At 71.4% G+C, this 19071-nt stretch carries 17 protein-coding genes, 2 pseudogenes and 1 riboswitch; of the genes and pseudogenes, 10 read left to right on the top strand and 9 right to left on the bottom strand.

Annotation, left to right across the window (positions count from 1 at the left end; genetic code table 11):
- Together ACIP63_RS35830 and ACIP63_RS35825 are read left to right on the top strand one after the other, a co-directional pair.
- A pseudogene (locus ACIP63_RS35830) lies at window positions 1-138 on the top strand (ABC transporter); the annotation flags it as partial.
- A complete protein-coding gene (locus ACIP63_RS35825) occupies window positions 135-920 on the top strand; it encodes an ABC transporter permease (protein ID WP_401524525.1) in 786 nt (261 codons plus the stop codon). The pseudogene ACIP63_RS35830 and the gene ACIP63_RS35825, both read left to right, overlap by 4 nt.
- A gap of 51 nt (window positions 921-971) precedes the next feature.
- On the opposite strand, the pseudogene ACIP63_RS35820 reads toward ACIP63_RS35825, so the two are convergent.
- The 3 genes and pseudogenes from ACIP63_RS35820 to ACIP63_RS35810 all read right to left on the bottom strand — a co-directional run.
- A pseudogene (locus ACIP63_RS35820) lies at window positions 972-1262 on the bottom strand (LysE family translocator); the annotation flags it as partial.
- A 25-nt stretch (window positions 1263-1287) separates the two neighbouring features.
- Window positions 1288-1944, bottom strand: coding sequence for a response regulator (locus ACIP63_RS35815; protein WP_401524522.1), 657 nt, complete (start codon window positions 1942-1944; stop codon window positions 1288-1290).
- Entirely contained in the window at window positions 1941-3152 is a 1212-nt protein-coding gene (locus tag ACIP63_RS35810) for a histidine kinase (protein ID WP_401524520.1), read from the bottom strand. The genes ACIP63_RS35815 and ACIP63_RS35810 overlap by 4 nt, the downstream gene beginning before the upstream one ends.
- A gap of 153 nt (window positions 3153-3305) precedes the next feature.
- Here ACIP63_RS35810 and ACIP63_RS35805 point away from each other — a divergent pair, with 153 nt between their 5' ends.
- The 6 genes from ACIP63_RS35805 to ACIP63_RS35780 all read left to right on the top strand — a co-directional run bounded on the left by ACIP63_RS35805 (window position 3306) and on the right by ACIP63_RS35780 (window position 8411).
- Window positions 3306-4289 carry an ABC transporter ATP-binding protein gene (locus tag ACIP63_RS35805; RefSeq protein WP_401524517.1) on the top strand — a complete coding sequence of 328 codons (984 nt, stop codon included), beginning with the start codon at window positions 3306-3308 and terminating at the stop codon, window positions 4287-4289.
- Complete coding sequence (locus ACIP63_RS35800) at window positions 4286-5308, top strand: ABC transporter permease (RefSeq protein ID WP_401524514.1); 1023 nt, start codon at window positions 4286-4288, stop codon at window positions 5306-5308. Before ACIP63_RS35805 ends, ACIP63_RS35800 begins: the two co-directional genes overlap by 4 nt.
- A 185-nt stretch (window positions 5309-5493) precedes the next feature.
- Window positions 5494-5699: riboswitch (cobalamin riboswitch) on the top strand.
- Between the two features lie 29 nt (window positions 5700-5728).
- Complete coding sequence (locus tag ACIP63_RS35795) at window positions 5729-6439, top strand: energy-coupling factor ABC transporter permease (RefSeq protein ID WP_401524512.1); 711 nt, start codon at window positions 5729-5731, stop codon at window positions 6437-6439.
- Window positions 6436-6792 carry an energy-coupling factor ABC transporter substrate-binding protein gene (locus tag ACIP63_RS35790; RefSeq protein ID WP_401524509.1) on the top strand — a complete coding sequence of 119 codons (357 nt, stop codon included), beginning with the start codon at window positions 6436-6438 and terminating at the stop codon, window positions 6790-6792. The genes ACIP63_RS35795 and ACIP63_RS35790 overlap by 4 nt, the downstream gene beginning before the upstream one ends.
- A 6-nt stretch (window positions 6793-6798) precedes the next feature.
- Window positions 6799-7548, top strand: coding sequence for a cobalt ECF transporter T component CbiQ (gene cbiQ, locus ACIP63_RS35785; RefSeq protein ID WP_401524507.1), 750 nt, complete (start codon window positions 6799-6801; stop codon window positions 7546-7548).
- Complete coding sequence (locus ACIP63_RS35780) at window positions 7545-8411, top strand: energy-coupling factor ABC transporter ATP-binding protein (RefSeq protein WP_401524504.1); 867 nt, start codon at window positions 7545-7547, stop codon at window positions 8409-8411. The genes cbiQ and ACIP63_RS35780 overlap by 4 nt, the downstream gene beginning before the upstream one ends.
- Window positions 8412-8416: 5 nt before the next feature.
- Here the strand turns inward: ACIP63_RS35780 and ACIP63_RS35775 are convergent, their stop codons facing one another.
- Both ACIP63_RS35775 and ACIP63_RS35770 read right to left on the bottom strand, forming a co-directional pair.
- On the bottom strand, window positions 8417-10039 hold the full coding sequence (locus tag ACIP63_RS35775) for a VWA domain-containing protein (RefSeq protein WP_401524501.1): 1623 nt from the start codon (window positions 10037-10039) through the stop codon (window positions 8417-8419).
- A 30-nt stretch (window positions 10040-10069) separates the two neighbouring features.
- Window positions 10070-11266, bottom strand: a complete 1197-nt coding sequence (locus ACIP63_RS35770; RefSeq protein WP_401524499.1) for an AAA family ATPase — start codon at window positions 11264-11266, stop codon at window positions 10070-10072.
- 788 nt (window positions 11267-12054) lie between these two features.
- Between ACIP63_RS35770 and ACIP63_RS35765 the strand changes: the two genes are divergently transcribed.
- Both ACIP63_RS35765 and ACIP63_RS35760 read left to right on the top strand, forming a co-directional pair.
- On the top strand, window positions 12055-12447 hold the full coding sequence (locus tag ACIP63_RS35765; protein ID WP_401524496.1) for a hypothetical protein: 393 nt from the start codon (window positions 12055-12057) through the stop codon (window positions 12445-12447).
- 271 nt (window positions 12448-12718) lie between these two features.
- The gene (locus tag ACIP63_RS35760) at window positions 12719-14203 is read left to right on the top strand and encodes a SulP family inorganic anion transporter (protein ID WP_401524493.1); all 1485 of its coding nucleotides are present in this window, start codon (window positions 12719-12721) and stop codon (window positions 14201-14203) included.
- Between the two features lie 60 nt (window positions 14204-14263).
- On the opposite strand, the gene ACIP63_RS35755 is transcribed toward ACIP63_RS35760, so the two are convergent.
- The 4 genes from ACIP63_RS35755 to ACIP63_RS35740 form a co-directional block, all read right to left on the bottom strand.
- Entirely contained in the window at window positions 14264-15304 is a 1041-nt protein-coding gene (locus ACIP63_RS35755) for an NAD(P)-dependent alcohol dehydrogenase (protein ID WP_401524490.1), read from the bottom strand.
- A gap of 63 nt (window positions 15305-15367) precedes the next feature.
- Window positions 15368-16144 carry an SDR family NAD(P)-dependent oxidoreductase gene (locus ACIP63_RS35750; protein WP_401524488.1) on the bottom strand — a complete coding sequence of 259 codons (777 nt, stop codon included), beginning with the start codon at window positions 16142-16144 and terminating at the stop codon, window positions 15368-15370.
- Complete coding sequence (locus ACIP63_RS35745) at window positions 16141-16809, bottom strand: TetR family transcriptional regulator (protein WP_401524485.1); 669 nt, start codon at window positions 16807-16809, stop codon at window positions 16141-16143. The genes ACIP63_RS35750 and ACIP63_RS35745 overlap by 4 nt, the downstream gene beginning before the upstream one ends.
- 99 nt (window positions 16810-16908) lie before the next feature.
- Window positions 16909-19041, bottom strand: a complete 2133-nt coding sequence (locus ACIP63_RS35740; protein WP_401524482.1) for an MMPL family transporter — start codon at window positions 19039-19041, stop codon at window positions 16909-16911.
- Between the last annotated feature and the right edge of the window lie 30 nt (window positions 19042-19071).

The following is a 19071-nucleotide window of genomic DNA, read 5'->3' as shown; positions in this document are numbered from 1 at the left end:
TCCATCCTCGACCGGCTGGACTCGGCCGGCATCGAGGCGGACGAACTCACCGTCCACACCCCCGACCTCGACGACGTCTTCTTCGCCCTCACCGCCGGCACCGCCATCCCCGACCAGCCCAAGGAGAACGTCCGATGAGCACCCTCTCCCTCACCGTACGCGACTCGTCCACCATGCTGCGCCGCAACCTGCTGCACGCGAGGCGCTACCCCTCCCTCACCCTGAACCTGCTCCTCACCCCGGTCATGCTCCTGCTGCTCTTCGTCTACATCTTCGGAGACGCCATGAGCGCAGGCATCGGCGGCGGGGACCGTGCCGACTACATCGCGTACCTGGTCCCGGGCATCCTGCTGATGACGATCGGCTCCACCACGGTCGGCGCCGCCGTGTCCGTCACCATGGACATGAGCGAGGGCATCATCGCCCGCTTCCGCACCATGGCCATCCACCGTGGCTCCGTCCTCATCGGGCATGTCGCCGGCAGCGTCCTGCAGTGCGTGATGAGCGTGGTCCTCGTCGGGGCCGTCGGCGTGGCCATCGGTTTCCGGTCCACCGATGCCACGGCCATGGAGTGGCTGGCGGCTTTCGGGCTGCTCGTGCTCTTCGCCCTGGCGCTGACCTGGATCGCCGTCGGCATGGGGCTGGCCAGCCCGAACGCCGAGGCCGCCGGCAACAACGCCATGCCCCTCGTCTTCCTGCCGCTCATCTCCAGCACCTTCGTCCCGGTCGAGTCGATGCCGGGCTGGTTCCAGCCGATCGCCGAGTACCAGCCCTTCACCCCGGCCATCGAGACCCTGCGAGGACTCCTCCTCGGCACCGAGATCGGCCACAACGGGTGGCTCTCGGTCGGATGGTGCCTGGGCCTCACCGTCCTCGGCTACCGCTGGTCCAAGGCGCAGTTCGACCGTGACGCGAAGTAACCGGCCTGCGGTTCGGACCGCCTCCCGCGAGCGATGTCATCGCCGCGGGAGTCAGTCCTTGCGCCCGGTGGTGGCCACGGTGACGCCGAGGCCGATCATCGCGAGCCCGCCGACGCCGCCGACCGGGGAGAGCCGCTGAGGCGAACGGGCGAACCAGTCCCGCGCGGTGGCCGCGGCCGGCCCCCAGGCGCGGTCCGAGATCACCGCGATGACGTTGCAGACCAGGCCGAGCACGAGCATCTGAGCCGCGAGGTGCCCCTGGTCACGGTCGACGAACTGCGGGAGGACGGCCGCGAAGAACACGATGGTCTTGGGGTTCGACACACCGACGGCGAACCCCTTCCCCCCAGGCGAAGCCGGCGCGGGCCTACCGTCGTCCGTCGACCAGGCCGGATTCCCAGGCCCAGGCGGCGATCTCCACACGGTTGCGGGCCGACAGTTTGATCTGGACGTTGCCGAGGTGTGTCTTCACCGTGCCCACCGAGATGGACAGTTCCACGGCGATCTCGGCGTTGGTCAGTCCTCTGGCCACCAGACGCACCAGGTCCTTCTCCCGCGCGGACAGCGCGGTGTGCGGCTCCCGGGGCGCGGAAGCCGCGCTGTTGAGGCGCCGCAGCAGCCGTACGGTGATGGCAGGGCTCACCAGCGCCTCGCCGGAGGCGGCCGCCCTGATGGCCTCGACCAGCAGGGCAGGGCCCGAGTCCTTGATCAGGAATCCGGAGGCCCCCTCACCCAGGGCACGCTGGACGTACTCGTCGTCGTCGAACGTCGTGACCACGACGACCTTCGGCGGATCCACCGTGCCGGGGCGAGTCAGCCTGCGCAGCGCCTCCAGACCGTCCATGCGGGGCATACGGATGTCCATCAGCACCACGTCGGGCCGGTGGCGCTCGGCGAGCTCCACCGCGAACACCCCGTCCGATGCCTCCGCCACGACGTCGATGTCGTCCTCCGCGGCGAGGATCATCGCGAACCCGGCCCGTACCATCGCCTGGTCGTCGGCGATCAGCACCCGGATCGTCATCGGGCCGCCACCCCCGCCGTGGACACGGGAAGCGTCGCCTCGACGCCCCAGCCGCCCGCCGTCACCGGGCCCGCCTGGACACGTCCACCGATCAGGCCCACCCGCTCGGCCAGGCCCTTCAGCCCGAAGCCGCTCCGGGAGACGTGGCGCGGCTGCCCGTCGTCGCTGACGCGTACGGTGAGCCGGTCTCCCGAACGGTTCACGCGCACCCGCACCTCGGTGCAGCCATGGGCGTGCTTGCGTACGTTGGTGAGGGCCTCCATCACCACCCGGTGCGCGGTGGTGGTCACCTCCACCGGCAGGTCGTCGAAGGTCCCTTCCAGATCGAGCCGGGCCCGGGCGCCTCCGACGGCCGAGAACTCCTCCACGAGGGCACGCACTTCGCCGATGCCCGCCAGCGGGGTCAGGGCCACTTCCCCGTCGGCGTCGCGCAGCATCCCCACCATGTGCCGCATGGATGTCAGCGCCTCCGAGCCCGCCTGCTCGATCCTCTGGAGCGCCGGCGGCACCAGTTCGGGCCGGCGGTCCGCGATCGCGTGGGCTCCCTGCGCCTGGACGACGATGCCGGTCACGTGGTGGGCGACGAAGTCGTGCAGGTCCCTGGCGAACTCCGTCCGCTGCTCCAGCCTGAGCGCCGCGGCCTGCCGTCGCCGGTCCGCCAGGAGCAGGCGCATGCCGAGGCCGACGCCCAGCGCCGTGACCGCGGCCAGGGCGAAGATCAGCGCGAAGATGGTGGTGGACTGCCGCACCGAGACCGAGACCGGCCGCAGCACGATGGCCATCAGCAGCACGGGGCCGGCCACCGCCGCCCACGACGGCGCCCCGCGTCTGGCGACGACCAGCAGGATCCACACCAGAGCCGCCGGCTCCGCGTACCCCAGCGCCTGCGCCCCGACCGTCATCTCCATGTGCAGCAGCACCGAGAGACACAGGGACATGACCGCCAGAGTGCAGCCGGCCGCCGGGAGCGCCCGGCTGCCGAGCCGGGGCGAAGCGACGACCAGAGCGATGGCCAGCAGGGCGCCACCCAGCTTGGCGGTGCCCAGCGCGTTGTCGTCGGGGTCCCCGATCCGGTAGAAATCGCCGCCCACCCAGTCCAGCACGACGAGGCCGGCTAGGGCCACGACCAGAATCAGCCGGACCGTGACGAGCAACTGCGGATGGCCCTTCCCCCGTGTGGCTGTGGGTGCGGCCGACCTCGCCGGCATCTCTCTCACCGTCCTCCCGCCGACCGGCCGAAAGTCGGAGTCGGCCGCGCATGATCTGTCTTTTGCCCGATCCGCCGCAGGCCACGGCGGAGAAGAGTGGTGTCCACCCGGGCGGCGTGTCATAGCCGACCCTCCCACACGCACAGGAGTCACATGAACCACGCAGAGGTGCACCACGGAAGCGGGCCGGGGTTCGGGCGCCCCGTCGGCGCGGCTGCGATCGAGGCCCATGGGCTCGGCAAGCGGTACCGGCGCGGCTGGGCTCTGCGGGACGTCTCCTTCCGGCTGCCCGCCGGACGGGTGTGCGGCCTCGTCGGCCCGAACGGCGCCGGCAAGAGCACCCTGATGGGCCTGGCCACCCACATGATCCGGCCGACGACCGGCACCCTGCGGGTGTTCGGCGCGGCGCCGGGGTCGGCGGAGGCCGTCCTGCGGACCGCGTTCCTGACCCAGGAGAAGCCGCTGTTCCGGCGCTTCACCGTCGCGGAAACCCTGCGGCTGGGCCGTGAGTTCAACCCCTGCTGGGACCAGGAGGTCGCCGAGGGCATCGTCCGCGCCGGCCAGGTGCCGCTGAAGGCGAAGGTCGGCACGCTGTCCGGGGGGCAGCGCACCCGCGTCGCCTTCGCCCTGGCTTTCGGGAAGCGCCCTGACCTGCTCATCCTCGACGAGCCGATGGCCGATCTGGATCCGCTGGTCCGTCGCGAGCTCATGGCCACCCTGACCGCGGAGGCCGCCCAGCACGGCACCACGGTGCTGGTCTCCTCGCACATGCTTGCCGAGCTGGAGCACATCTGCGACTACCTGCTCGTCATCGCGAACGGCGGTCTGCGCCTCGCGGGCGAGGTGGACGAACTGCTCGCGGCACACGCGCTGTTCGCCGGCCCCGGGGACGGCTCGTCCCCGGTCCCCGCGCCGCACAGCGTCATCGGACCGCACAACGAGGGCCGGCCGGGCGTCCTGGCCCGGCTCGGCGGACCGGTCGAATACGGCGGACAGGCCGAGCCTCCCACCCTGGAGGAGCTCCTGCTCGCCTACCTGCGGTCACCCGACGCGCCTGCGCTGATCGCCCCCGGCGCCCGCGTCGGCGACATCCACGACATCATCGCCCACGACCGCACGAAGGCTGTGACCGCATGACCACGCTCACTCACGACCCGGCCCGTACAGTGCCCACCGGACCCGCACGCAACCACTGGATCCCCCGGCTCGGCGGCCCGGTCTGGCTCGTCTGGCGCCAGCACCGCGCCGCGTTCTGGACGCTCATCGCCGCCACGCTCCTCGGCGTGCTCGTCATGGTCTGGCTGCGCGGGCAGACGATGGACTTCCTGGCCGCCCAGGACCCGACCTCGCGGAGGCCGGGAGGGCTGCCGCCGGAGTTCGAGACCCATGTCGACCGTCTGCACAGCATCGGGAGCTACCTCAGCTACATCCCCGTCCTGGCCGGTGTCCTGCTCGGGGCCCCGCTCATCGCCGGCGACCTGGAGACCGGCACCGCCAAGCTGGTGACCTCGCAGTCCGTCAGCCGACTGCGGTGGCTCGTCACGAAACTCGCCGTTCCCGCCGCGATGCTCGCTCTGTCGACCGGCGTGCTCACCGCCGTGCTCACCTGGTGGTGGAATCCGATCAAGGGGCTTTCCGACGCCCTCATCTGGACCTCCTTCTTCAGCGTCACGGGGGTCGTACCGGTGGCCTACGCCCTGCTCACGTTCACCGTGGGCGTGGCGGTCGGCCTGCTCCTGCGCCGCACGCTGGTGTCGATGGTGGTCACGCTCGGCATCGTCGTGGCGATCGGGTTCGTCTGGGACGAACTCTGGCGGAGCCTGGGACACATCATGTCGGTCAGCACCGACAAGGGCGTCGGGCCCGGTGCGGTACGGCCGGAGCTGCCTGCCCAGGCTGAGCAGCAGGGACAGGGCACGTACTTCCTCACCAGCTCCGGGGACCGCCTGGAGTGGACCACCTGCCTCGACCAGATGGAGAACGACCGGGCGCACACCGCCTGCCTGGAGTCGAAGCACGTCATCGGCTGGTCCCTCGACTATCTCGACGTCTCCCAGATGCAGACGATGCAGTGGCTCGGAGCCGGCGTCATGCTCGCCCTCGCCGCGGCCGTCGCGGCCTTCGTCATCGTCCGGGGCCGCAAGCGGCTCCTGTGACCCGTGGCCCCCGGGGTCCCGACGGGACGGCCGGCCCGCAGACCTGCCGCGCCCCGCGCAAGGCCGAAGGGCCGTGACGGTGGCCGCCGCGGCCCCCCGCGCCGTCCGTCGCCGCCGTCGGCGCGGGCGTCCACCGGCCCCGCCCGGCCGGGCGGGTGGACGCCCTCGGTGACCTCAGGCCCGCTTGTCATCGTCCCCCACCTGGCACTACTGTCGCCACGCCTTGGTGAACGGGAAATCGGTGTGATGCCGGTGCGGCCCTCGCCACTGTGATCGGGAAGTCCGGCTCCGGCCCTCGCGGGCAGCCACTGGGTCCTTGTGACCCGGGAAGGCGGAGTTCGGGCGGTGGTACCCGTAAGCCAGGAGACCGGCCAAGGCACTTCAACCATCCACGAGGTGCTGGAGAGGGTCTGCTGAGCCATGCACATAGCCGAGGGTTTTCTGCCTCCGGCGCACGCGATCGCCTGGGGTGTCGCGTCCGCGCCGTTCGTCGTCCACGGAGTCCGGTCACTCACGCGTGAAGTCCGGGAGAACCCCGAGAGCACGCTGCTCCTGGGGGCTTCCGGGGCCTTCACGTTCGTTCTTTCCGCATTGAAGATCCCCTCCGTCACCGGGAGTTGCTCGCATCCCACGGGCACGGGGCTGGGGGCCATCCTGTTCCGCCCGCCGATCATGGCGGTCCTGGGCACCATCACCCTGCTGTTCCAGGCGCTCCTGCTCGCCCACGGCGGGCTGACCACGCTGGGCGCCAACGTCTTCTCGATGGCGATCGTCGGGCCCTGGGCGGGGTACGCGGTCTACAGGCTGCTGCGCCGGTACGACGTGCCGCTGATGGTGGGGGTGTTCTTCGGCGCGTTCGTCGCCGACCTGTCGACGTACTGCGTCACGAGCGTGCAGCTGGCGCTCGCCTTCCCGGACCCGAGCACCGGCTTCCTGGGCGCGCTCGGCAAGTTCGGCTCCATCTTCGCGGTCACCCAGATCCCGCTGGCGGTGAGCGAGGGGCTGCTGACCGTTCTGGTCATGCGGCTCCTCGTGCAGTCCAGCAAGGGTGATCTGACCCGGCTCGGCGTGTTCCTCGCCGGCAGGCGGGACCGGACCAGGACGGCCGAGACCGAGGCGGTGGCCCGATGAACAAGAACACGAAGATCAACGCCCTTCTGCTGCTCGTCGTGGCCGCGCTGGCCGTCCTGCCGCTGGCCCTCGGCCTCGGCGACGACGAGAAGGAGCCGTTCACGGGCGCCGACGCCCAGGCCGAGACGGCGATCACCGAGATCGATCCCGGATACGAACCCTGGTTCTCCCCGCTGTACGAACCACCGTCCGGGGAGATCGAGTCGGCGCTGTTCGCGCTCCAGGCCGCGTTGGGCGCGGGTGTACTCGCCTACTACTTCGGCCTGCGCCGCGGGCGCCGTCAGGGCGAGCTGCGCGCGACCACGCAGCAGGACGGCTCCGGCGCCGGGGAGCCCGCGGCCCGGGAGAACTGAGCGAACGTGCTGCCGATCGACGCGGCGGCGCACAGCAGTCGCTGGCGCCGCCGCCATCCCGTGGACAAAGCCGTACTGGGTCTGGGACTCACGGTTCTGGCGATCTCGCTGCCGCCCTGGCCCGGAGCCGCACTGGCCCTCCTCACCGCCGTCGCCGTGCTGCTGGGGCCGGCCGGTGTGCCCGCCCGCCAACTCTGGCGGGCCTACCGGGTTCCCCTGGGTTTCTGTGCCACCGGGGCGGCCACACTGCTCGTACAGGTCGGCGGGCCGGAGGGACTCGTGACCGTGGCGGACGGGGGGCCGGTCCGTGCCGGGGAGTTGCTGCTGCGCACCTCGGCGGCGTCGCTCGGGGTCCTGCTGTTCGCCTTCACCACCCCGATGTCCGACCTGCTGCCCCGCCTGGTCAAGGCGGGGGTGCCGGCGCCGGTGGTGGACGTCGCCCTGGTGACGTACCGCATGAGCTTCCTGCTCCTCGACTCGGTACGCCGGATCCGGGAGGCCCAGGCGGCCCGGCTCGGGCACACCACTCGGGCGGCCGCCTGGCGGTCCCTGGCGGGCCTCGGAGCCACCGCGTTCATCAGGGCCTTCGACCGCGCGGCACGGCTCCAGGCCGGGCTCGCCGGGCGCGGTTACGACGGGACCCTGCGCGTCCTGGTACCCGAGGCCCGTGTCTCCGGCCGTTTCGTGGCCGTGAGCGTCGCCCTGCTCGCGGCCCTCACCGTGCTGACCCTCGTCCTGGAAAGGCCCCTTTCATGAGCGAATCCGTACTGCTCGCCCTCCGGGGCGCGTCCTTCGCGTACGAGGACGGCCCTGCCGTGCTCAGCGGCCTCGACTTCGAGGCGCGGGCGGGGCGCGCGCTCGCCCTGCTCGGCCGGAACGGCAGTGGGAAGACCACGCTGATGCGTCTGCTCAGCGGCGGGTTGCGCCCCCGCGAGGGGCAGTTGACGGTGGAGGGCCGCCAGGTCACGTACGACCGGAAGGGCCTGACCCGGCTGCGTACGACGGTCCAGCTGGTGGTGCAGGATCCGGACGACCAGTTGTTCGCCGCGTCCGTCTCCCAGGACGTGTCCTTCGGACCGCTGAACCTCGGGCTGCCCGACAGCGAGGTGCGGGCCCGGGTGGAGGAGGCGCTGGGCGCCCTGGACATCACGGCGCTGGCGGACCGGCCCACCCACCTGCTCTCGTACGGGCAGCGCAAACGGACCGCCATCGCGGGCGCGGTCGCGATGAGGCCCCGGGTGCTGATCCTCGACGAACCGACCGCCGGGCTCGACCCGGACGGTCAGGAGCGGCTGCTCGCCACGCTGGGCACCCTCCGGGAGAGCGGCACCACCGTGATGATGGCCACGCACGACGTCGACCTGGCCCTGCGCTGGGCCGACGACGCCGCGCTCCTCACCCCCTCGGGTGTCCGCGCCGGGCCGGCGCCCGCCATGCTCGCCCGTACGGATCTCCTGGAGGAGGCCGGGCTGCGACTGCCGTGGGGCATCGCGACCGCCCGGCTGCTGCGCGCGCACGGCCTGCTGGACGCGTCGGCGCCCGGTCCCCGCACCCCCGAGGAGCTCGCGGGCCTCATCTCGCCCACCGACGGCAGGGAGCAGGCCACCGCCCGCCGGTGAGGCGTTCAGATGACGCGGAAGAGGTCGCCGGCGGCGTGGACATCGGTGAGGTCCTCGATGCTGCGGAGGTTGTCGCACAGGGCGTCCAGGACCGTGCCGGGTCCGGCGGCCTGCGGGGCCCCGATGGCGACGCCGAAGGAGCGGAAGCCCAGCGTGTGCTTGGCATCGTTCCAGCTGCGCATCCACTGCTCGCTGACGTCGCACTCGCCGTCGGTGATCATCACGATGTCGCCGCGCCGGCGCCCGTCGGAGTTGAACTCCTCGTCCAGCAGCCTGACGGCCGCCGCGAGCGGGGTCCGGAACTCGGTACCGCCTCCGAAGAAGTGCTCGGCGAAGTCGAGGACGCCGGCGATGCCGGCGGGCTGGGAGCCCGGGAAGCGGCACACCTTCACGGAATCGGACGAGGAGAACAGGATTCCGACGAAGTCGCGCCGCGCCCGGTGGGCCTGGTCCAGCAGCGCCAGGGCGCACGCCTTGGCCCACGCCTCGCGGGTGATCCCGCCGGGGCCGGCCTCCAGCATCGAGTACGAGCAGTCGACGCACGCGATGACGGCGCCCTTCCCCGTGGTCTGCTCCCCGCGGCTGTCGTAGAGCATCAGCCGCGACTCGGCGTACCTCGCGGCGAACACGCTCCTCATGGCCGGTACGCCGAGGTTGGCCAGCTCGGAGGGGATGACCCGGGAGAGGTCGTCGCCCAGCGTGATCCCGATCAGTTCGCCGGGGCCCTGCTCGACCTTGCGGGCGCGTTCCCCGTCGGCCATCTGCCGGAACCGGCCGATGAGGTCTGCGAACCGGCCCAGCCGGCCCGAGCGCAGCCGCTCTGCGAGCCGGGCACGCCGGTCGAACGGCATCCGCTCCAGCTCGCCCGGGCCGACGCCCCACGCGCGCATCAGCTCGGCCTCGTCGCGGGACCGCTCGGCGGCCTTGCCCGAGGCGCTCCGCGCGGCCGCGCGGACGCCGGGAGCCGCGGCGGCGAGTGCCTGCCCGGCCTCCTGGGCCGCTTGCCGCGCCGCGGCGTCGGCGGCCTCGGCCGTCTCGACGGCCCGCGTCAGGGCGTCGGCCGTGACGTCCGGCACCGTGCCGTCCTCGTCCGCCTCCCCGCCGGCCCGCTGGAGCGCCCGGGTGACGGCGGCCGCCGCGTCCTCGGCCTCCCCCCGGGCGTTCTTCGCCCGCTGGGCCCGGTCCGCCGCCTCCTTGGCCAGTTCCAGCATCAAACGCAGGGCGTCGGACTGGGCGAGCACAGCCATGGCGGCGGCGTAGGGGTCGCCGGAGGTCTCGCGACGCAGCTCGGCGAATTCGGGGCTGCCCGTCAGGGCCGTGACGACCAGGTGGTTGACCAGCCGCGAGGGGTCCATCTCGGCCCGCTCGCGCACCTGAGGGCTGACCTTGTAGGCGGCCAGGAACACGTCCGCGAGCAGGTCCTCGGTGTGGTCGTAGCGTTCGTTCAGGTCCTTCGCGAGTCTCTGCAGCCCGGTGGTCTGGGTGTAGGTGTCGCGCCAGGCCATCGTGTCGAAGCGGTCGGCGGCGACCGCGGTGTCCGCCTTCGGCTGCCGGGCGTCGGCCGCCGGCCCGAGCCACGTGCCGGCGCGGTCCGTCGGATGCGTGATTCCGCCGGGTGTCTCATCCATGATCGTGTCCCCCGCTGCTCCCCCCGCTGCTCAGAGCCGGGCCTGCACGATGCTCGCGTCCACCCCGAGTGCTTCGGTCAGGACACGGGCGTGGACGGCTCGCTGAAGGATGATCACGCGTTCGACGGCGGTCGTGGAGCGTCCGGCCGTATCGGCCTCCTTGCGCAGTCTCTCCAGCTTCTTTCCCGCCATGTTGAGCTTGGTGATCGCTTCCCTGATCGCCCAGTCGCCCAGCGCCTCGCGGGACTGCCCGGCCTTCGCGTCGAGTTGGGCCTCCAGCTCCTCGATGGCGTCGGCCAGGTCGAGCGCCTCCTTGGCGTCGGGGTTGACCAGGTGGAGAACCTCACGTTCGACGGCCGGCCGTTCGGCGGGCGAGTCCCACAGCACATGGGTGAGCACCGACAGGTCGTTCCGGCCCACCGTGTCGCGGCCGTCGAGGAAGGCACTCGCCTGGAGCAGCCGGACCGACTGCCGCCAGCGGCGGTCGGAGGAGATCAGCTCCTTGCGGCGCAGGGCGGCCCGCAGCGTGCACACGGCGTCCACGATCGTGTCCGGGACGCCCACGGCCGGGACGGCTTCGGTGACGGCCTGCCGCAGCTCGGCCAGCTCCACGGTCGTCCTGGCGAGGGCGGCCGGGGCGGTGACGGCGGAGCGCACCAGCCCCGCGAAGTTGGAGGGGTCGGCGAGGTATCCCACCTCCAGCCGCACCAGCAGCCGGTCGTAGATCGCGGCGCTGTCCTCCCCGGTCGGCAGCTCGTTGGAGGCGGTGATCGCGCTGATCAGGGGGCAGTGGATCGGCTCGCCGCCGTTCTCCGGGTGGTAGATGCGTTCGTTGAGCAGTCCGAGGGTCTCGTTCAGGGCCGCCGTGGAGCACTTGAAGATCTCGTCGATGAACGCGATGTGCGCCGTGGTCGCCCGGCCGTCGAATATCTGCCGGTACTCGCCCCGGCTCAGCGCCCCCACGTCGATCGGGCCGAACATGCGGGTCGGCGCGGTGAATTTGCTGAGGAGGATCTCCCAGTAGTTCGCGCTCTCGATACGGCCCGTCAGCTCCCGTGCCAGCTCCGACTTCGCGGTGCCGGGAGGACCGAGCAGGAGGGAGTGCTGACCGGCCAGCATCGCCACCGTCAGCGTCCGTATGACGTCGTCCCGCTCGTAGAACAGCCCTGACAGTTCACCGGTGATCGCTCGCAGTCGCTCCGCCGTGTCCTGTGCGCCCATCGCCATCTCCCTGCTCGAGAACCCTGCCCGGGGCCGGAGGATCACGGACCGGCCGGCCCGCGGCCATCATTATGCCGACCGGGGCAGGCGCGATTTCGCACCTCCTCGACGAGGGGAATGAACAAAGCACGGGCCGAACGCCGGTACCGAAAAGCCGGTTCTCACCTCCGCGGCCGTGAGAGACGCCGACCGGGGACCAGCCCGCCTCGCCGTCTCGATGCCCACAGGCGCCAAGGCCGTAACCACGGCGACGAGACACGAAGAAATACCTTCGGCGAACGCGACAACGACCAGGAATTACGGCCCCTGAGGTCCGGGCCGGGCGGGCCGGCCTTTCCCGCCGACGGTTCGGAAGTGGGGAATTGATTTCCCGCACGCAGCCGTCGGATTGAGTCGGACTCGGCCTTCCACACGCTGTCGAGCTTGTCCGCCTGTCGGGGAGTGCCCAGCCCAGGCCCCCGGAGCCGCTCGCCCCGGGCAGCCACCACACCGGGTCCACAAACGGTCCAGTCAACCGCGGCCGTGTTTCCACCGGGTTAACAGACCCTCCAAACCGAACCGCTGTACGAATATGCCGGATGCCGATCCTCCGGCATATGCGACATCCCCTGAAGCACGGATTATCTCAAATAGTGAGAACGCACGGTGGGCACGTCCAGCAGGCCCACAGGACTCCGCCACATAATTCAGCTCGTCAGGCATCGACTTTCGGACTCTTCACAAACGGTTAACTCCATAATCCCCCTGGCCTGTTAGCGTCCCGAGGAAGGGTGAAGTCCAGGAGGAGGTGAAGCGTGCGAGCAGCGGTGGTCCGGTTCGTACTCGCGATCCTCATGGGCTTCCTATTGGCCCCGCACTCCGGCACGCCGTCAGGGGACGCGCACGCGTCCGCCCCGGGATTCGAGGCAGCCGCTCTCCCTGAGGCGACCACGGGCGAGGCCCACGGCGAGTACGGCACCTGCGGCACCTCCGAACGCGGGGGCGAGTCGAACGGCCTGCTGCGCCACCGGGACCGGCATCGCTCCGCGAGCGTCCCCGCCCCGGAGGCCCCTTCGCGGACCGTGGTGACGCTCGACGCGGGCGGCCTGCTCGCGCCGGCGGCCGTCGCCGCGATGGGCAACGCGCACCACACCTCCAGATCCTCGACCGCGCACTCCTCCACCGTGCTCCAGGTGTTCCGCTGCTGAGCTGACCCCGAGGCGCCCGGTGGCCTGCCCCCCCTCTCGGCCCGCTGCTGCGGGCTCGTCGACACGGGGTCATGTCGCCCTGCCCTCCAGGCTCCAGTTCTCACACGTATGCCGACGCGCCGCCCTCAGGCGCGCCAGGAGGAACCACTGGTATGCAATCTCTCGTCGATCACTCCCGGACAGAAGTCCTACGCACCGGCGACAGCGTCGTCTGGGCACCGCCGCCCGGCGACGTGCGCTCGGCCCCCTTCCGCACGGGATGAGGGCCGTCATGGAAAAGGTCTCCAAGTTCCCTCACCTGCGGCAGGATTTCGCCGCGTCACTCGTCGTCTTCCTCGTCGCCCTGCCCCTCTGCGTGGGCGTCGCCGTCGCTTCGGGGGTCCCGGCGGAACTGGGACTGATCACCGGCATCGTGGGCGGGCTCGTCACCGGCCTGATGCGCGGCAGCAGCCTCCAGGTGTCGGGGCCGGCCGCCGGTCTCACCGTGCTCGTCTTCGAGGCCGTGCAGTCCTTCGGGCTGCCCGCGCTCGGAGTCATCGTGCTGACGGCGGGGCTGCTCCAGCTGGCCATGGGAGCGCTGCGGCTGGGCCGCTGGTTCCGGGCGATCTCGGTCTCGGTGGTCGAGGGCATGCTCGCGGGCATCGGCCTCGTCCTGATCGCGGGTCAGCTCTACGCGGCGGCCGGTGTCGAGGCACCGCTCTCCGGTACGGGCAAGATGGCCGGCATTCCCGGGCTGCTGGCCGACAGCGTGTCCAGTCCCGCGGCTCTCGCCTCACTCGCGGTGGGCGCCGGGACGATCGTCCTGATGGTGGGATGGAACAGGATGCCGAAGCGGGTGCGGGCGGTCCCCGGCGCACTCGCCGCGGTCGCGCTGGCCACTGGCGCCTCGCTGGCGTTCGGGCTGCCGGTCGAGACCGTTCAGGTCCAGGGGCTCGTGGACGCCGTCCAGAGCCCCGCACTGTCGGAGTTCGGCGGGCTCGCGAGCCTGAGCCTGCTCGGGACCGTGGCGGCGTTCACCTTGATCGCCTCCGCGGAGAGCCTGTTCAGCGCGGCCGCGGTGGACCGGCTGCACGACGGTCCGCGTACCGAGTACGACAAGGAGCTGATGGCCCAGGGCACGGGCAACACCGTGTGCGGGCTCCTGGGCGCACTGCCGATGACCGCGGTCATCGTGCGCAGCTCGGCCAACGTACAGGCGGGTGCGCGGACGCGGGCCTCCCGGGTGCTGCACGGTCTGTGGCTGCTCCTGTTCGCGGCGCTCCTTCCCTCGGCGCTGGCCCTCATCCCCCTCCCCGCACTCGCCGGCATCCTCATCCACGCCGGATGGAAGCTGATCCCGCGGCGCGCGCTCGTGAAGCTGTGGCGGGAGCACCGCGGTGAGGCGATGATCCTGGTCGTCACGGCGGTGGCGATCGTGACGGTGAACATGTTCGAGGGAGTTCTGACCGGTCTGGCCCTGTCGGTGGCCAAGGCGGCCTGGGACGCCTCGCACATCAAGCTGGAGGTCGTGGACAGCAACGCCGACGGAGTCCGGGCCCGGCTGTCGGGCAACGCGACCTTCCTGCGGCTGCCGAAGATACTCGACAGCCTGGAGGCCCTTCCCAAGGACCGTCCCATCTCCCTGGACCTCTCCGGCCTGCACCATCTGGACCATGCCTGCCGTACGGCTCTGGAGAACTGGGCCGAGCGGCACAGCTCGTCCGGCACCGAACCCGTGCGGCTGACCCGGTCCGACGTGGTGACGGCTGCGCCCTGAGAGCGCGGACGACTCGCCGGGGCGCCCTCCTCGGGCGCCCCGGCGAGTCGTCCCCCGCGGTCAGCCGTTGGGCAGGATGACCGCGCGGCCGTTGATCTTGCCCGCGTGCAGCCGCTCGTAGGCGAGCGGGGCCTCGTCGATGGAGTACGTCTCGACGTGGACCTCGACGGCACCGGCGTGGGCGAGCTCGATGACTTCGGCGAGCTCCCTGCGCGAGCCCCAGTACGGCGCGGAGACCGACGTGGAGAACGGCAGGACGCCGAAGCCGACGGGCAGCAGGCCGCCGCCGATCCCGACGATGGTGACGTCGCTGTCGATGGAGGCCATCGCTCCGGCCGTCTTCACGGTCGGCTCGGCGCCGACGAAGTCGAGGACGACCTGGGCACCGATGCCACCGGTGAGTTCGCGGACCTTGGCGGCGGCGTTCTCGTCGGAGAGCACCGCCTCGTGGGCGCCCACGGTCCGGGCGAGTGCCAGCTTCTCCTCGGTGACGTCCAGTGCGATGACCCGTACGGCGGTCATGGCACGCAGCAGCTGGATGGCGACGTGGCCGAGGCCGCCGGTACCAATGACCACGGCGGTGGCGCCGGGGGTGAGCTTCGACAGCGAGCGCTTGATCGCGTGGTACGGGGTGAGGCCCGCGTCGGTCAGCGAGACGGTCTTGACCGGGTCCAGGTCGCCGATGGGCGTCAGATGCCGGGCGTCGTCGACGATCATGTACTCGGCCATGGCGCCCGGGTTCCCCAGTCCGGGCGGGTTGATGCCGAGATCGGCGGCGCGCAGGCAGTAGTTCTCCCGGCCCTCCGCGCAGTTCACGCAGGTGCCGCAGCCCCACGGGCCGTAGACGGCGACCGCGTCTCCCACCGAGACGCCTTCGGCGCCCTCGCCGAGCGCGGCGACCGTACCGACGCCCTCATGACCGAGCGTGAGCGGCAGCTGGTAGGGGAATCCCTCGGCGGGCCAGCTCATCACGGCGATGTCCGAGTGGCAGACACCGGCGGCGCTGACCTTCAGCAGGATCTGGCCGGGCCCCGCCACGGGCTCGGGTATCTCGACGACCTCCGGGGCGGCGCCGACGGTGCGGTACTGGACGGCTTTCATGTCTCTCCTTCGTTCTCCGTACTTCCTTTGTGACCCTCGTGGTGGCGGTGCGCCACTCGGGGATCAGGGAGCGGAGTAGCCGCCGTCCACCAGGTGGTAGCTGCCGTGGATGAAGGAGGCGCGCTCGGAGAGCAGGAAGGCGATGAGTTCGGCGACCTCCTCCGACGTGCCGAGGCGCCCCGCCGGGTGCAGGGAGATCAGGTGGTCGCGGGCCGGTCCGTCGGTGTCGCGGAGCAGCGGGGTGTCGATGAAGCCCGGGCCGACCGCGTTGATGCGGACGTTCTGTGCCGCGTATTCGAGTGCGGCGGTCTTGGTGAGGCCGACGACGCCGTGCTTGGCGGCGACGTACGCCGGAGAGTTCGCGAAGCCGTTGGTGCCGAGGATCGACGAGACGTTGACGACGGCGCCGCCGCCCGCGGCCAGGATGGCCGGGAGCTCGTGGCGCATCGAGTAGAAGACGCCGCTGAGATTGGTGGCGACGACCCTGTTCCAGTCCTCGACCCCGTACTCCCCGGTGGGCTGCGAGGGGCCGCCGATGCCGGCGTTGTTCACGGCGAGGTGCAGGGCGCCGAAGGTGTCGACGGCGAACCGCACTCCGGCCTCGACGGAGGCGGGGTCGGTGACGTCGAGGGCGACCGCGGCGGCGCGGGCGCCGGTGGCCTTCAGGTCCTCGGCGGCCTTGCGGGCGCTCTCCTCGTTGTAGTCGGCGACGACGACGGCCGCGCCGCTCGCGGCGAGCCTCCGGGAGAGGGCGAGGCCGATGCCGGACGCTCCGCCGGTGACGAGGGCGACCTTGCCGGCGAACTCCGCCTCGTAGGCGGTGGGGAGGGTGGTGCTCATGGTGTGCTTCCTTGCGTGGTGCTGTGGGGCGCCGGCCCGTCCTGCCGGGGTTCCAGCAGGTTTGCGGAGAGGGCGTCGAAGGCGTGTACGACGAACTCGGGCAGGGCGGCCGGCCGGCCACCCCGTACCCATGCCGCCTGGGCCGCGAGGAGCGCTCCGGCTCCCGCGGCGACGGCCACGGCGGGACGGAGATCCTGTCGTGGGTCGGCACCGAGCCGTTCCGCGAGAATCGCCACCGACTCCTCCTGGGCGTCCACACGGATGTGGTGGTACGCCGCGTACAGAGTGGGTTCCTCCTCGGCCATGCGCAGCAGGTCGAAGATGCGTGGCCGCAGATGCCAGGGCTCCGCCTCCGGGTCGTCGAGCCAGTCGAGGACGGCCCGGCGGTAGGCGATGAGCGGTGGTTCGGCCAGGGGGCGCTCGCGGAGCGCTCGGTTGATCCTGTCGCCGTCGCCCCGCACTGCGTCGAGGACGGCGGCCTCCTTGCTCGGGAAGTAGCGACTGAAGGTGCGCCGGTCGACGTCGGCCGCCTGCGCGATCTCCTCGACCGTCACGCTCCGCAGACCACGTTCGAGTACGAGATCGAACGCGCTCCGCGCCAGCGCGTCCCGGGTTCTGCGGGCCTTGCGGCTGCGCCGTTCCGGGACGTTCCCTGTCGCATTCATAGTTGCATCGTACACCTGAAAATGTCCCGGTGGGACTTCTGTCCCACCGGGACATCCCCGGTCCATGGATGTGCGTACCGCCCGAGGGGCGGCCTCCCGCTACGACAGGGTCTTCGTCTCCCCTTCCGGCGCCTCGTCGCGGCTCCGGCTCAGCGCGCCCGGCCACCAGGCGACAGGCCCGATGTCCCTCACCAGCGCGGGGACCAGGAGCGAGCGCACGACGAGGGTGTCCAGCAGGACACCGAACGCGACGATGAACGCGATCTGGACGAGGAAGGCCAGGGGGATGACTCCCAGGGCCGCGAAGGTGGCCGCCAGGACGACACCGGCGGAGGTGATGACCCCTCCCGTGGTGGTCAGCCCGCGCAGCACACCCTGTCGGGTGCCGTGGAGCAGGGACTCCTCGCGGACGCGGGACATCAGGAAGATGTTGTAGTCCACGCCGAGGGCGACCAGGAAGACGAATCCGTACAGCGGCACGGACGAGTCGGTGCCGCTGAAGCCGAAGACGTGCTGGAAGACGAGCGAGGAGATGCCCAGCGTGGCCAGGAAGTTGAGCGCCACCGTGGCCACGAGGAGCAGCGGCATCAGCAGCGAGCGGAGCAGGCCGATCAGGATGACGAGGATGATGACCAGCACCACGGGCACGATGATGTTGCGGTCGTGCTCGGCGGTCCGCTGGGTGTCGTACTGCTGTGCGGTGTAGCCGCCGACCAGTGCCTCGGAGCCGGGCACGGCGTGCACCGCGTCGCGCAGCCGCGTGATCGTCTCCTTCGCGGCGTCGCTGTCCGCCGTGTCCGCGAGCGTCGCGTCGATGCGGACCCGCCCGTCCACGACGAGCGGTTCCCCGCCGCCCGGACGTCCGGAGGCGGTCATGACGGAGACGCCCGCGACGCCGGGGACTGCCTCGGCGGCCGTGACGACCTGCTCCGTCCGGTCCGCGGCGGCGATCACGACGGCAGGGTTGCCCGATCCGCCGGGGAAGTGGCGGCTCAGGGTCTCCTGGGCGGCGACGGACGGCGCGTCGTTGACGAAGATCTCCTCGAGGGGCACTCCCTTGGAGTTCAGCGTGGGCATGAAGGCGGCGCAGGCGAGGAGGCCGACCAGCGTGACGGCCCACACCTTGCGCGGGGAGCGGTCGACCAGCGCCGCGATCCTCGACCAGATCCCCTTCGAACCGGAATCGGACTCGGCCCCGCCCTTCTTCGGGCCCGACGGCCAGTACGCGGCCCGGCCCAGCAGGACCAGGACGGCGGGCAGGAAGGTCAGAGCACTCAGGACGGAGCACACGATGCCGATGGCACCCACGGGGCCGAGGGCGCGGTTGTTGGTCAGGTCGCTGAGCAGCAGGGCGAGGAGTCCCAGCGCCACGGTGGCGGCACTGGCCGTGATCGGCCCCGCGGATTCACGGAGTGCCGCGCGCATCGCGGTCCACTTGTCGGGCTTCCGCCCGAGCTCCTCACGGAACCGCGCGGTGAGCAGCAGCGCGTAGTCGGTGGCGGCTCCGATGACCAGGATCGACAGGATGCCCTGGACCTGCCCGTCGACCCGGACGATGTCGTGGTCAGCCAGTACGTAGACGATCGCGCAGGCCACGCCGAGCGCGAAGACCGCGCCGATGATGATGATCAGAGGGAGCAGGACGCTCCGGTAGACCAGCAGCAGGATGACGAGAACGGTCACCAGGGCGACGCCGAGCAGCAGTCCGTCGATTCCGGCGAAGGCGTCGGACAGATCGGCCTGGGAGGCCGCGGGGCCCGCGACCCCGGCCACCGTTCCCGGGACGTCCTCCGCGAGGGCCCGGACATGTGCGAGGGCGTCCGGGAGTTCGTCCCCCAGGTCCGGCCTGAGCTGGACCACGCCCTCCAGCGCTTCGCCGTCCCCGGACAGCAGCGCCGGGCTCGCCTGACCGGTGGCCCCGGGACCGTCCTTCGCCGAGGAGAGGGCGGCCGTGGCCGCCTTCTGCTGCTCGGGGCTGAGCTCCTCACCCTCGTCGGCCGCCGTCCAGACCACGACGGCCGGCACGGTCTCCTGCTTGCTGAACGCCTTCTGGGCCTCGATGACCCGGGTGGACTCCGCGCTCTGCGGCAGGAACGCGGCCTGGTCGTTCGTGGCCACCTCCCCGAGCTTCCCGGCGTACGAGCCGAAGGCACCGCCGACGACGAGCCAGGCGAGGACGAGGAACACAGGGACAAGAATCAGCCGGCGGACCGGCCTCGATGCGGTGGACATGACACTCCTGGGTCGGCCGCGATCTCTCAA

This window comes from Streptomyces sp. NPDC088746 (genome assembly GCF_044751065.1).
Classification (GTDB): Bacteria; Actinomycetota; Actinomycetes; order Streptomycetales; family Streptomycetaceae; genus Streptomyces.
The sequence above is the reverse complement of the archived record's forward strand: the minus strand, read 5'-3'. Positions and strand labels throughout refer to the sequence as shown.

Excerpts from the sequence above, each read along its gene's own strand:
- ACIP63_RS35825 (WP_401524525.1), top strand. The coding sequence starts at position 135 with ATGAGCACCCTCTCCCTCACCGTACGCGACTCGTCCACCATGCTGCGC.
- ACIP63_RS35815 (WP_401524522.1), bottom strand. The coding sequence starts at position 1,944 with ATGACGATCCGGGTGCTGATCGCCGACGACCAGGCGATGGTACGGGCC.
- ACIP63_RS35810 (WP_401524520.1), bottom strand. The coding sequence starts at position 3,152 with ATGCCGGCGAGGTCGGCCGCACCCACAGCCACACGGGGGAAGGGCCAT.
- ACIP63_RS35805 (WP_401524517.1), top strand. The coding sequence starts at position 3,306 with ATGAACCACGCAGAGGTGCACCACGGAAGCGGGCCGGGGTTCGGGCGC.
- ACIP63_RS35800 (WP_401524514.1), top strand. The coding sequence starts at position 4,286 with ATGACCACGCTCACTCACGACCCGGCCCGTACAGTGCCCACCGGACCC.
- ACIP63_RS35795 (WP_401524512.1), top strand. The coding sequence starts at position 5,729 with ATGCACATAGCCGAGGGTTTTCTGCCTCCGGCGCACGCGATCGCCTGG.
- ACIP63_RS35790 (WP_401524509.1), top strand. The coding sequence starts at position 6,436 with ATGAACAAGAACACGAAGATCAACGCCCTTCTGCTGCTCGTCGTGGCC.
- ACIP63_RS35780 (WP_401524504.1), top strand. The coding sequence starts at position 7,545 with ATGAGCGAATCCGTACTGCTCGCCCTCCGGGGCGCGTCCTTCGCGTAC.
- ACIP63_RS35775 (WP_401524501.1), bottom strand. The coding sequence starts at position 10,039 with ATGGATGAGACACCCGGCGGAATCACGCATCCGACGGACCGCGCCGGC.
- ACIP63_RS35770 (WP_401524499.1), bottom strand. The coding sequence starts at position 11,266 with ATGGCGATGGGCGCACAGGACACGGCGGAGCGACTGCGAGCGATCACC.
- ACIP63_RS35760 (WP_401524493.1), top strand. The coding sequence starts at position 12,719 with ATGGAAAAGGTCTCCAAGTTCCCTCACCTGCGGCAGGATTTCGCCGCG.
- ACIP63_RS35755 (WP_401524490.1), bottom strand. The coding sequence starts at position 15,304 with ATGAAAGCCGTCCAGTACCGCACCGTCGGCGCCGCCCCGGAGGTCGTC.
- ACIP63_RS35750 (WP_401524488.1), bottom strand. The coding sequence starts at position 16,144 with ATGAGCACCACCCTCCCCACCGCCTACGAGGCGGAGTTCGCCGGCAAG.
- ACIP63_RS35745 (WP_401524485.1), bottom strand. The coding sequence starts at position 16,809 with ATGAATGCGACAGGGAACGTCCCGGAACGGCGCAGCCGCAAGGCCCGC.
- ACIP63_RS35740 (WP_401524482.1), bottom strand. The coding sequence starts at position 19,041 with ATGTCCACCGCATCGAGGCCGGTCCGCCGGCTGATTCTTGTCCCTGTG.